Genomic DNA, 11,950 nt, shown 5'->3' with positions numbered 1-11,950 from the left:
GCTGCTAAGGCTCTGATTGTCAACTTTTAAAGCCAGAACCACCAAGTATGGAATCTGGTTCTCAGGATGGAGAAAATTGGTTATTTTCATCTCGGAGGGGGCAAGAAGAATGAAACCGACCGGCCTCCCTCGCAACCCGATGTCCCTAGGGGAGGAACACCATGCACAAGACGAAGCGCACACGCGGGTTGGCCGAAGGGGGGGCGCCCGCCAGCGACCTCGCAGACGCCAGCTTGCTCGACCGCATCTCGAACGCCGGCCGCCGCCACTTTCTCCAGCGCGCCGGTCTCGCCACCGCCGGCGCCTTTATCGGTGCCAACCTTCCTTTCCAAGGGCTTAAGGGGGATGGTCTTATTTCAAAGGCGTACGCCGCTTCGTCGATCCGAAAACCGGCGGACTTCAAGCACCACACCGTACAGTTGAAAAACATCAAGATGCATTACGTCCGCGAGGGCAAGGGGCCGGTGCTGATGCTGTGGCACGGCTGGCCGGGCTTCTGGTGGGAATGGCACAAGAACATCGGCGAACTCGCCAAGCATTTCGACGTCATCGTGCCCGACATGCGGGGCTATGGCGACACGGAAAAGCCCGATCTCAAGAACGTCCAGCTCTACCATCTGAACAACGTCGTCGAAGATTACGCCCAGTTGATGGACGCTCTGAAGATCGACAAGGCTTTCATCGTCGGCCACGACTACGCTTCCGTCGTCGCCCATAAATTCGTCCGCAAGTACCGGAACCGGGTGGAGAAAGCCTGCATCATCGACCCCATCGTTCCCGGCTTCGGTCCGCGCTACTTAAGCGTCCCGCACTTCCCGGAATCGTGGTATTCGCAGTTCCACCAACTCGACATGGCGGTTGACGTCGTCTCCTCCAGCCGTAAGGCGACCAAGCTTTACTTCAAGCACTTCTTCTCGCACTGGTCCTACAACAAGAACCTGATAACGGACGAGGAGATGGAAATTCTCACGGACAACTTCGTGAAGCCGGGGAATATCCACGGCGGCTTCAACTTTTACCGGGCGAATCTTTCCATCACGAGCAACCCGTGGACACCGCTGGACCACACGATCTCGGACCTGCGGACGACCTTCCTCTGGGGCATGGGTGACCCGGTCGTGCCGTCCGTCTGGTCGGACGACGTGCCACTTTGGTACAACAATTACACAATGGAATACGTGCCGGATGGTGGCCACTTCCTGATGTGGGAGAAGCCCGACCTCGTCAACGACCGCCTGAAGAAGGCCTTCCTGACCGCTTAAGAGCCGCTTAAGGCGACGCTTCGAGAGCCCCCGGCGGCGTTCGCTGCCGGGGGTTTTTTTAAGCTTCGTTCCCTTCCGCCCATTCCCCCGCCACCTTCACGACGGCGCCGGTCAGACGGTGCAAGTCTTCCGGCCCGATCACGAAGGGGGGCATGAGGTAGATCATGTCGCCAAAGGGACGGACCCAAACCCCTTCCTCGACGAAACGGTGGCACAACCCATAGGCGTCCTCGATCCGTTCAAGCTGAACGACGCCGATAGCACCTTTCACCCGAACATCGACGACGCCGGGAAGCGCGCGACAGGGGGCAAGCTCCTTCTTGAGCTGTTTTTCGATCGCCGCCACCTGTTCGAGTCTCGGCTCGCGCTCGAAAAGGTCGAGGGAGGCGTTCGCCGCCGCGCACGCCAAGGGGTTCGCCATGAAGGTCGGCCCGTGATGGAAGGCGTGCCCAACGTCCGTCCCGGCGAACGCCTCGAACACGGCCCCACTTGCAACGGTTGCCGCCAGCGCCAGCGTACCGCCGGTAAGCGCCTTCGAGAGGCACAGGATATCCGGCGTGACGCCCGCCTCCTGGCAGGCAAAAAGCCGCCCGGTGCGGCCGAACCCCGTTGCGATCTCGTCGGCAATGAAAAGAACGCCGAAGCGGGCGCAGGCCTTAGCTATCCACCGCACGCTTTCGCCGGTATGGAATTTCATGCCGCCGGCCGCCTGGACCAGCGGCTCGAGAATGACACCGGCGATCTCGCTTGCGTGCGCGCCCAGAAACGCCTCGAAGCCAGCCTTCTCTTCCCCGTTGCCGGGAACGTCTAGGAAGAAATGCTCTGGAACATAACTGCCGAAGCGGCTGCGGTCATGAAAGCCGGTTGCCGGGTCCGAAACCGCCATCGCGCCCAGCGTGTCGCCATGATAGCCGCGCCGGAAGGCCAGGAAGCGTGACCGCCCCTTCTCGCCCCGGTTCGTCCAGTACTGAACGGCAAGCTTGAGCGCGACCTCGATGGCGACGGAGCCCGAGTCGGAAAAAAAGACGCGCTCGAGCCCGGCCGGCAGGACGTTGACCAGGCGGTCGGCAAGGCGGGCGGCCGGTTCGTGAATCAACCCGCCGAACATGACGTGCGGCAGGGTCCCCAGTTGGTGGACGAGGGCGTCGCGGATATGGGGATGGTTATAGCCGTGACAGGCCGTCCACCAAGAGGAAGTGCCGTCGATAAGCTCGCGGCCGTCCCGCAGGCGGATGCGCACCCCTTCCGTCGCCACCGCCATAAGGGGCGGTGGCGCCAAAGCCATTTGCGTGTATGGCAGCCAGAGATGTTCCGGATGCCGCCCCGCTTCCACCGGCGGCGTGTCCGTTATCAATTGGAATGTTCGCGAAGACACGCAGGTGGCGCTTCGCCCTTCAGGCCGAGGCGTTCGAAAAGGGCACGATCGTCGGCCGTTTCCGGGTTTCCGGCGGTGAGTAATTTTTCGCCGTAGAAGATCGAGTTCGCGCCCGCGAAGAAACAAAGGGCCTGCATCTCGTCCGCCATGTGCTCGCGGCCGGCCGACAGGCGAACAACGGAACGCGGCATGAGAAGACGGGCGACGGCGATCGTGCGCACGAATTCGACGGCGTCAAAATTCCCGGAGGCTTCAAGCGGCGTGCCGGGAATTCGGATCAGGAGATTGATCGGCACGCTTTCCGGGTGCTCCGGGAGGTTCGCCAGCGTCATCAACATGCCGACGCGGTCCCGCCTTGCCTCGCCCATGCCAACGATGCCCCCGGCGCACACCTTGAGGCCGGCGGCCCGCACGCTCGTCAGGGTGTCGAGGCGATCCCCATAGGTCCGCGTGGTGATAACCTCGCCGTAGAATTCTTCCGAGGTGTCCACGTTGTGGTTGTAGTAATCGAGACCGCCTTCTTTCAGCGCCGTCGCCTGCTCCGCCGTCAGCATGCCGAGCGTCGCGCAAGTCTCGAGGCCCATCTTCTTCACGGCGCCGATCATGTCTAGAACGATGGGAAGGTCGCGATCCTTCGGGTTGCGCCACGCCGCCCCCATGCAAAAGCGCGTCGCGCCGGCCGCCTTCGCTTTTTTAGCCTCGGCAATGACCTCATCTACCTTCAGAAGTTTTTCCGCTTCAAGCCCGGTGTGGTAGCGCGCGCTTTGCGAACAATACTTGCAATCCTCCGGGCAGCCGCCGGTCTTGATGCTGAGAAGCGTGCTGATCTGCACCGTGTTCGGGTTGAAATGGCGCCGGTGCACTTGATGGGCCTCGAACAGGAGATCGTTGAAGGGAAGATCAAAAAAAGAAAGGATTTCCTCGACTTTCCAGTCGTGCCGAAGGGCGTCGCGGTCGGACCGTTCCGCCACCTTTTCCACAAGGGCTTGAGAGGAATGCACGCTCATTCTTGGATCATCCGTATGACAAAACGCCGGTAACGCAAGTGGGCCGACTATACCAATTTTTTCACAAAGCTCACGAAAATAGGCGCCGGACCAGCCCGTCCGCCACCGCGAAGCGATCGTCCTCTCCATAAAGCCGCGCCATGAAAGCGGGGCGCCGTTTCCAGAGATAGGCTTTGGCAAGGTCGAGGCCGCCGGCGTCGTTTTCCTCGACCAGGCGGGCTTCGGCCTCGTTCAGCAGGACAAGGCCCGAAACCTCGGCGGCAAGCTCGAAGGCACGCCCATAGGTGTGGTATTCCCGCGCCACCTTTTCCCCCTGCAGGCTTTCGCGAAGAGCTGCCAGCGTTTCGTCCATGCCCTTCCGCAGCGGCTCGAAGATGGAACGCGTCTCGTTCCGGGAGAGGTTGCCCGCCATCTTTTCCATTTCCGCCGAAAGCGCGCCGTCCGCCCCTTCCTTCTCGATCGCGCGCAGCACGTCGAGCGCCAGCATGTTCGTCGTCCCCTCCCAGATCGGATGGACAAGCGCGTCCCGGTAAATGCGCGCCGACTCGCGGTCCTCGATATAACCGACGCCGCCCAGAACCTGCAGACACTCGGAGGCGACCTCGACCCCCTTTGCCGAATTGTTGAGCTTGGCCAGGGTCGTCACTATCCGCAATAGCTTCGCGAGACGAGCATTCGACGAGGCGCGGTCGCAACGGTCGAACAACGAATAGGCAAAAGCGAGAAGGGCCGACGCCCCTTCCGTCTCGACGCAAGCGTCCACGATCGCCCGCCGCACCATGCCGTGGCAATGAAGCGCCTGGCCGAAGGTCTTGCGGCTTCGCGCAAAATGAAGCGCTTCGATCAGCGCGCGGCGCATGGCGCCGGTCGCCATCGTCGCCGTGCCGAGGCGCGAGGTGTTCAGCATGGTGCAGAGAATCTTGAAGCCCTTCTCCAGGGAACCGACCGGGTAAGCGACGGCGCCGTCGAAGGTGAACTCGCCCGACGCCATCGAGCGGGTACCGAGCTTGTCCTTGAGTCGGTTCACCCGGATAGCGTTGCGGCGGCCGTCGTCCAGCATTTTCGGAACGATGAACAGGCCGAGACCCTTCGTGCCGGAAACGGAATCGTCATAGCGCGCAAGCGTGCTGAAAAGATCGGCGTTCGCGTTGCTGCAGAACCATTTGTCTCCGTAAAGCCGCCACACGCCATCCACCTGGACGGCTTTCGTCTTGGTGGCGCCGACGTCGGAGCCGCCGAACTTTTCCGTCATCAGGATGGCGCCCTGGTAAAGGTGGTCCGGATCGAGGGAAAGGAATTTGGGCAGGAACTTCGCCTGTATTTCCTGCGAGGCGTGGGCGCGAAGCATGCCGATCAGGCAGTCCGTCATGAAGATCGGGCAGTAAAGCCCCTGCTCGGCCGTGGCGAAAAGCGTCCCCGCCATCGCCTTGACCAGCCGGCTAGGCGTTGCCTTCCGACCCCGGAAGGCCGGCAGGTGATTCATCTGCGAAAGCCCGAAGCCGTACGCAAGCCGGCACATCTCCGCGTAGCTGGGGTGAAGGACAATCGCGTCCACGCGCTCGCCGCGCTCGTTGTATTGTTGGAGAACGGGCGGGTTCTTGTTGGCGGTCGCCGCCAGCTCGGCCAGCGGCCCGCCGCAAAGGGCACCGAATTCGTCCAGCAAAGGCTCGGCCCAAGCGCCCTCCTCCGGACTTAGATAAAGCCTAAGTCTTCTGCGCATGCCGGGATCGAGGCGAAAGTAATTGGCGTTCCGCAAGGACCCAGGCACGCGTTCGGCGCCGAGCCCATAGCCGGTCGCGTCAAGGTCTGGGATCTCCACCTTGCCGATGGCATGTTCGGAACTTGCGCCTGGCGATGCGGCGCCTGTTTTGGCCATGTTCACCTGCGTTCGGACATACGCCGGCTTCTCCGCCCGCCGGACGAAGCTTACTGTGCCGGCATCAATCCCATCTGGGTCAAAAGGTTGAGCTGATCCCAGTAAATATTGACCTTCTTGATCTTGCCGTCTTCAAGGTAGAGCAGATCAATGCCCGTGAGTTTTTCCACTTTGTTGCCGGTCGGCGGCGTTTCGCCCAAGGGGCCCGTAAACGTGCCTGTCCATGTCCAGCGCCAGAAAATCTTCTTGCCGTCCGGCGTGATGGTGACTTCATCGAGGCTGAAATTCACGTCCGGCATCGCCACGAGAAAGCCCTCGGCGTGCTTCCGGAAATCTTCCTTGCCGATTGGCTGAGCAAGGGTGACGTCCCGGTATTCCTCCAGGCTACCAACCGCTTCCATGAGAAGGTCAAGGTTATGGGTGTTCCAGCCCCCCTGCCATTTATCGAAGGCTGCTTCCGCTTTCTTCACCGCGGCAGCGTCCGTGCCCGGCTCGCACCCCGCCAAAACCATGGCCGAAATCGCAAGTAGCGCGACAAGAAAAATCGTTGGCATGCCTTTGCGGACCGCTCGGGTCTGGGTTCGGATCATTTCCCCTATCTCCCCCCTGTTTTATAGATTTTCGCGTAAACCGGATTTTATTCTGGCGGCGGCGGCGGCCGATGTCAAAGCCGCCCGGCACCCTTGCCAAGCCCTGAAAAACCGGCGGTTTCGCGGCGTTTCTCGTTCGCTTCGGGTGCGCCCAGCGCAAAGGCTGGGTTTCGGCCGGAATGCTGCCGGAGGCTTTCGTTGATCATCAGCGCCGTTTCCAGCGCCCGCCGGCCATCTTCGCCACTGACAAGCGGCGGTTTTCCTTCCGCCGCCGATTGCAGGAAGGCATCGATCTCCCGCTCGAGGATATCGTCCTCTTCGTAGGTGTGCTCCTCCACGTCAATTTTGGGGACGCCGGGCAGCATTTCCCCTTTTCCCTTGCGGGCGATCAGCACCTTTTTATTCACGAAGTCGATCATGATATAGGCGTCGTGCTGAAAGATGCGCATCTTGCGTTCGTTTTTCATGCTGATGCGGCTGGCCGTCACGTTCGCGATGCAACCGTTCTCGAAATGCAGACGGGCATTCGCGATGTCCTCCTCGGAAGAAAAAACCGGCGCGCCTGCCGCATCGACGGCCACCACCGGCGCCTTCACAAAACATTGGATCATGTCGATGTCATGGATCATCAGATCGAGCGTGACGCTGACGTCGGTCCCCCGCGATTTGAAAGACGCGATGCGGTTGCATTCGATAAAGAGCGGGTCGCGGATAGCCCCTTCGAGCCCGAGACGGCTTGCCGAAAACCGTTCGAGATGCCCGACTTGAAGAACCCGCTTCTTTTCCGACGCCAGCCGGATCAGCTCATCGGCCTGCGCGAGACTTTGCGTAATCGGCTTTTCCAGCAGAACGTGGGCGCCGTGCGAAAGAAACGCCTTCGCGACCTCGTAATGGAGCGGCGTCGGAACGGCGACGCTGACGGCGTCCACCCGCCCCAGCAGGTCTTTGTAATCGGAAACGGCCTCGACGCCGTATTTCCCGGCGAGACCCTTGGCGCGATCGTGTTCGACGTCGGCGACGGCCGTAAACGCCGATCGCGCAAGACGCGAATATTTCTCGGCGTGAAACTTGCCAAAATACCCAACCCCGATGACCGCGGTTCGCAGTTTTTCCATGTAATTCCTTTGCGTTTTTTCCAGCCTATATCCCGTGGCGTATCGGCGCCATAGCGAAAGCGCGCCCACCGCGCCACGTTGACTCCCTTACCCATCGCTGGCTACATCAGGCAGCGACCCCGGTGGCCGGATCAGATGGGCGGAAATATTTCCCATGCAATCTTTTTTTATCACCTCTTCCGGCACCGACGTCGGCAAAACCTTCATCGCCGCCCTTTTCGCCCGACAACTGCGCGAACACGGGTTCCGGGTCGAGCTTCTGAAACCGATCGTCACCGGCTTTTCCGTCGGGGACAAGAACTGCGACAGCGCCATTCTTCTCGAAAGTCTTGGGGTGGCCGCGGCAGCCGAACGGATCGTGGCCATCTCGCCGTGGCGGTTCCGGGATCCCATTTCACCCCACCTCGCGGCAAAACGCGAAGAGCGGGCGATCGATTTCGAAAAATTGGTCGATTTTTCCAAAACCACGCCGCTTTCCGGCGACCAGCCGCCGGATTTCCTCTTTGTCGAAGGAATCGGCGGCGTCATGGTGCCATTGACGGACAAGAAGACCGTCCTCGACTGGATCCAGGCCCTCGGCTACCCGGTTATTCTCGTCGTCGGCAGCTATTTGGGCAGTCTCAACCATGCGTTGACGGCGGCGCTGGCGCTTGAACGGGGCGGCGCGAAGATCGCCGCCGTCGTCGTCAGCGAATCGGCCCACCAGCCGGTGGCGCTCTCGGACACCATCGAAACCCTGGCGAGCTTCCTTCCCCGCCAGCCCGTGCTGGCCCTTCCCCGCTTGGCCGAGGGCCTGGCGGCCTGGCGGGAAGCGCCCGACCTTGTGACGCCGCTGTTTCTACAGACACCGAAGCCGGACCGCCAATGACCGAAGAGAAGAAGCCACGAGTCGAGATCCGGAAAAAGGCGATCGTCTTTCAGGGCTATTTCCGCGTCGATTCCTATTCCCTTCGCCACGAGCTTCACGAAGGCGGCTGGAGCGGCGAGATCAAGCGGGAAGTTTTCGAGCGCGGACACGCCGCCGGCGTACTCGGCTTCGACCCCGACCGCGACGAAGTGCTGCTGATCGAGCAATTCCGTATCGGCGCCCATGTCGCCGGCTACCCTTCCTGGGTCACCGAAATCGTCGCCGGCATCATCGAGGAGGATGAGACGCCCGAAGCCGTCGTCCGCCGCGAGGCGGTCGAGGAAGCCGGCTGCGAGGTCAAGGACCTGATCCCGATCGCCGATTACCTGGTAAGCCCCGGCGGCACCTCGGAGACGATGACGCTTTTCTGCGGGCGGATGGACCTCGAGGATGCCGGCGGCATTCATGGGCTGGCCGACGAGAACGAAGACATTCGCGTTCTCGTGCTACCCCGCGAAGAGGCGATGCGGCGCCTGGAAGCGCGGTGTATACGGAACTCGATGACGATCATCGCCCTGCAATGGCTGGCCCTTCACCTGGATGCCGTGCGCGCGCTTTGGGCACCACGGCGGATCGAGGACAACGTCTTGATTCCGGGCAAGCCCGGCCGATAGTCTAGGCCCGAATTCTGGAAAAGCGTGGACACAGCATGGATATCCGGGACGGATTGCTCAACACCATCGGAAACACGCCACTTCTCCGTCTCAGGGGCCCGTCGGAGGCAACCGGCTGTGAAATCCTGGCCAAGGCGGAATTTCTCAACCCCGGCGGCTCGGTCAAGGACCGGACGGCGCTTTTCATCGTGCGGGACGCCGAGACGCGCGGCCTTCTAAAACCGGGTGGCGTCATCGTCGAGGGCACGGCCGGCAACACCGGGATCGGGCTGGCGCTGGTCGGCAACGCCCTTGGCTACCGCACGGTCATCGTCATGCCCGAGACCCAAAGCAAGGAAAAGATCGAGATGCTGCGGATGTGCGGGGCGGAAGTCCACCTGGCCCCGGCCGTGCCTTACGCGAACCAGAATAACTACGTGCCCGCCTCCGAGCGGCTGGCCAGGGTACTGGCCGAGAAGGAGCCGAACGGAGCGATCTGGGCGAACCAATTCGACAACATAGCCAACCGGGACGGCCACTATCGGACGACCGGACTGGAAATCTGGGAGCAGACGGAAGGCCGGATCGATGCCTTTACCTGCGCGGTCGGTACCGGCGGCACGCTGGCCGGGGTCGGCCTGGCGCTGAAGGAACGCGACAAAAAGATCCGGATCGTGCTGGCGGACCCCATGGGGTCCGCCCTATTCAGCTACTATGACCATGGCGAACTCAAATCGGAGGGCGAATCGATCACGGAAGGCATAGGCCAGGGCCGGATCACGAAAAATCTCGAAGGGGCGCCGATCGACGACTGGCTTCGCGTCACCGACCAGGAAGCGCTTCCCCTGATCTTCGACCTCGTCAAAAAGGAAGGACTCTTGATTGGAGGCTCCTCGGGCATCAACATCGTGGCGGCGATGAAGGTGGCGAGAAAACTTGGCCCCGGCCATCGAATTGTAACCTTGATCACGGATTCTGGGGCGCGCTATCAAAGCAAGCTCTTCAACCCCGACTTCCTGCGGGCCAAGAAGCTGCCGGCTCCATATTGGTTATAATTTATTTGAATCAGATGGTTGAGAGGTATTTTTCATGAGTTACGTCAAGTCGGACGCCTTGGTTAGCACGGCCTGGCTGGCCGAGCATCTCCACGCCCCCGATATCCGGATCGTGGACGGCACCAACCAGCTTCCCGACGCCAACCTCGACCCGAAAGAGGCCTACCGCAAGAGGCATATCCCGGGCGCCGTCTTCTTCGATATCGGCGAGATCGCGGACACCGGAAGCCCCTACCCGAACATGCTGCCTTCGCCGGAAAAATTCGCAAGCCGCGTCGGCGCGCTCGGCCTTGGTGATGGCAGCCGCATCATCGTCTACGACGCCGCCGGCCTGGTCAGCGTCGCCCGCGTGTGGTGGATGTTCCGCGTCTTCGGTCACCGGGACGTCGCCGTGCTGGATGGCGGCTTGCCGAAATGGATCCGTGAGGGCCGTCCGGTCGACGACCGTCCGGTCGAGCCAAACAAGCGGCACTTCACGCCGCGGGTGAACAATTTCCTGGTGCGAAACACCGAGCAAGTTCTCGCCAACATCGAAAGCGGGCGCGAGCAGCTTGTAGACACCCGCAGCGCCGCACGTTACGCGGGCCAGGTACCGGAGGCGCGGCCCGGCCTGCGCGCCGGCCATATCCCGAAAAGCATCAACCTGCCCTACCCGGACATCCTAGACCCCAAGGAAAAAACGGTGCTGCCACCCGAACGCCTCCGGCAGAAATTCGCCGAGGCCGGGATCGATCTCTCGAGGCCCATCGTGACAAGCTGCGGGTCCGGGGTAACGGCCGGCGTCGTGGCGCTTGGGCTCTATCTGCTCGGAATCGAGAACGTGCCCGTCTATGACGGTTCGTGGTCCGAATGGGGAAGCCGGGACGATCTGCCGATCGAGATCTCGGCTTAAGGGCCGTGATCAGGCAAGAAGCGGTGCACGACGGCAGCACCCACCGCATCCCCCCAGACGTTCACGGCCGTGCGGAAACGGTCGAGAAACCAATCGACGGTCAGCAGAAGGCCCACCCCTTCGATCGGCAAGCCCACCGCCGTTAGCACGATCACCATGGTGACAAGCCCCGCTTCCGGGATTCCGGCTGCCCCGATGGCGGCCAGCGTCGCCGTAATGAAGACGACGGCCTGGGCCCCGAGGCCGAGCTCGATGCCATAGGCCTGGGCGATAAAGAGGGCGGCGGCGGCTTCGTAAAGAGCGGTGCCGTTCATGTTCACCGTGCTGCCCAGGGGCAGCACGAAACGGACGGCCTTTTCGTTCACCCCCTGCTCGCGGGCGCCTTCCATCGTGAGCGGCAGCGTCGCCGACGAACTCGCCGTGCCGAAGGCCGTGAAAAGGGCCCGCAACAGACCGACCAGATAAGCCCCGCCACGTCCGCCCAAAACGACGAGAACGCCGACCAGTACGAAAAAGTGCAGGGTAAGACCGCTCAAGACCGTCGCTACATAGAGGCCGACAGCCGCAATCTGGCCGAGGAAGGCCTCCCCGCCCCCGGCCTGTCCGAGCCGCGAGGCGACCAGCGCGAAGATGCCGACCGGCGCCAGGTACATGAGCCAGACCACGAGCTTCATCAACGCCTCATTCAACCCGTTGAAAAGCCCGATGACATGCTCGCCGGCCGGCCCCAGCGTCGTCAGCGCCGCGGAAAGCAAGACCGAAAAAAGGATAAGGGGAAGAAGCTGGGTCTCGGCGGCGGATGCAATCAAATTGGGCGAGACGAGGGAAAGCAGAATGTCCGTAAGGCCCACTTCCGTTTTTGCCGCGATCGCCGCGGGCAGTTCCGGCGCCGTGAAGGCAAGACCGGCGCCGGGTTGGATGAGATTGACGAGAAGAAGGCCGATCGCTACGGCAATCCCCGTCGTGCAAAAGAAGTAAAAGACCGTGATCCCACCGAGGCGGCCCAATTTTCGGATGTCGCCCAAGGATGCGACGCCGCTGATCACGGCGGCGATGATCAAGGGAATGATCAGCATCTTAAGCGCGTTGAGAAAAAGCTCGCCGATCCAGGCGACGCCAAGCATTGCCTCCCCCCAGACCCAGCCGCCGACACCGCCCGCGACAACACCGAGCACGATCAAAAGCAGCAAGACGATGGCGTGGGAATGCGGCATGGGGGTTTTCCTCAATTTGAGGGGGCCTCCTTTTGAGGGCATAAACCCTATCACCCGGCAACGC

General features: G+C 61.8%; 10 protein-coding genes and 1 pseudogene. 5 read left to right on the top strand and 6 right to left on the bottom strand.

Annotated elements, in window-relative coordinates:
- Positions 1-161 precede the first annotated feature (161 nt).
- Complete coding sequence (locus AB1781_01445; GenBank protein ID MEW5703241.1) at positions 162-1,262, top strand: alpha/beta hydrolase; 1,101 nt, start codon at positions 162-164, stop codon at positions 1,260-1,262.
- A gap of 58 nt (positions 1,263-1,320) precedes the next feature.
- On the opposite strand, the gene AB1781_01440 is transcribed toward AB1781_01445, so the two are convergent.
- The 5 genes and pseudogenes from AB1781_01440 to AB1781_01420 all read right to left on the bottom strand — a co-directional run bounded on the left by AB1781_01440 (position 1,321) and on the right by AB1781_01420 (position 7,225).
- Entirely contained in the window at positions 1,321-2,595 is a 1,275-nt protein-coding gene (locus AB1781_01440) for an adenosylmethionine--8-amino-7-oxononanoate transaminase (protein MEW5703240.1), read from the bottom strand.
- A gap of 53 nt (positions 2,596-2,648) precedes the next feature.
- Positions 2,649-3,644: pseudogene (gene bioB / locus AB1781_01435) on the bottom strand (biotin synthase BioB).
- Positions 3,645-3,714: 70 nt separating this feature from the next.
- A complete protein-coding gene (locus AB1781_01430; protein ID MEW5703239.1) occupies positions 3,715-5,520 on the bottom strand; it encodes an acyl-CoA dehydrogenase family protein in 1,806 nt (601 codons plus the stop codon).
- A gap of 50 nt (positions 5,521-5,570) precedes the next feature.
- Positions 5,571-6,110 carry an ester cyclase gene (locus AB1781_01425; protein MEW5703238.1) on the bottom strand — a complete coding sequence of 180 codons (540 nt, stop codon included), beginning with the start codon at positions 6,108-6,110 and terminating at the stop codon, positions 5,571-5,573.
- Between the two features lie 74 nt (positions 6,111-6,184).
- A complete protein-coding gene (locus AB1781_01420) occupies positions 6,185-7,225 on the bottom strand; it encodes a Gfo/Idh/MocA family oxidoreductase (protein MEW5703237.1) in 1,041 nt (346 codons plus the stop codon).
- 154 nt (positions 7,226-7,379) lie between these two features.
- Here AB1781_01420 and bioD point away from each other — a divergent pair, with 154 nt between their 5' ends.
- The 4 genes from bioD to sseA are packed head-to-tail and all read left to right on the top strand — an operon-like array spanning position 7,380 to position 10,672.
- On the top strand, positions 7,380-8,093 hold the full coding sequence (bioD, locus tag AB1781_01415; GenBank protein ID MEW5703236.1) for a dethiobiotin synthase: 714 nt from the start codon (positions 7,380-7,382) through the stop codon (positions 8,091-8,093).
- Complete coding sequence (locus tag AB1781_01410; GenBank protein ID MEW5703235.1) at positions 8,090-8,746, top strand: NUDIX domain-containing protein; 657 nt, start codon at positions 8,090-8,092, stop codon at positions 8,744-8,746. The genes bioD and AB1781_01410 overlap by 4 nt, the downstream gene beginning before the upstream one ends.
- A 35-nt stretch (positions 8,747-8,781) precedes the next feature.
- Positions 8,782-9,780 carry a cysteine synthase A gene (locus tag AB1781_01405; GenBank protein MEW5703234.1) on the top strand — a complete coding sequence of 333 codons (999 nt, stop codon included), beginning with the start codon at positions 8,782-8,784 and terminating at the stop codon, positions 9,778-9,780.
- A 34-nt stretch (positions 9,781-9,814) separates the two neighbouring features.
- Positions 9,815-10,672, top strand: coding sequence for a 3-mercaptopyruvate sulfurtransferase (gene sseA, locus AB1781_01400; GenBank protein MEW5703233.1), 858 nt, complete (start codon positions 9,815-9,817; stop codon positions 10,670-10,672).
- On the opposite strand, the gene AB1781_01395 is transcribed toward sseA, so the two are convergent.
- A complete protein-coding gene (locus AB1781_01395; protein MEW5703232.1) occupies positions 10,669-11,886 on the bottom strand; it encodes a dicarboxylate/amino acid:cation symporter in 1,218 nt (405 codons plus the stop codon). The two genes, sseA and AB1781_01395, sit on opposite strands and share 4 nt — an antisense overlap.
- Positions 11,887-11,950 lie beyond the last annotated feature (64 nt).

It is taken from the genome of Pseudomonadota bacterium, from assembly GCA_040752895.1.
GTDB lineage: Bacteria > Pseudomonadota > Alphaproteobacteria.
Note: the sequence above shows the minus strand (reverse complement) of the source record. Positions and strands in the feature narration are given on the sequence as shown.

Excerpts from the sequence above, each read along its gene's own strand:
- AB1781_01430 (MEW5703239.1), bottom strand. The coding sequence starts at position 5,520 with ATGGCCAAAACAGGCGCCGCATCGCCAGGCGCAAGTTCCGAACATGCC.
- AB1781_01445 (MEW5703241.1), top strand. The coding sequence starts at position 162 with ATGCACAAGACGAAGCGCACACGCGGGTTGGCCGAAGGGGGGGCGCCC.
- AB1781_01425 (MEW5703238.1), bottom strand. The coding sequence starts at position 6,110 with ATGATCCGAACCCAGACCCGAGCGGTCCGCAAAGGCATGCCAACGATT.
- AB1781_01420 (MEW5703237.1), bottom strand. The coding sequence starts at position 7,225 with ATGGAAAAACTGCGAACCGCGGTCATCGGGGTTGGGTATTTTGGCAAG.
- AB1781_01405 (MEW5703234.1), top strand. The coding sequence starts at position 8,782 with ATGGATATCCGGGACGGATTGCTCAACACCATCGGAAACACGCCACTT.
- AB1781_01410 (MEW5703235.1), top strand. The coding sequence starts at position 8,090 with ATGACCGAAGAGAAGAAGCCACGAGTCGAGATCCGGAAAAAGGCGATC.
- sseA (MEW5703233.1), top strand. The coding sequence starts at position 9,815 with ATGAGTTACGTCAAGTCGGACGCCTTGGTTAGCACGGCCTGGCTGGCC.
- bioD (MEW5703236.1), top strand. The coding sequence starts at position 7,380 with ATGCAATCTTTTTTTATCACCTCTTCCGGCACCGACGTCGGCAAAACC.
- AB1781_01395 (MEW5703232.1), bottom strand. The coding sequence starts at position 11,886 with ATGCCGCATTCCCACGCCATCGTCTTGCTGCTTTTGATCGTGCTCGGT.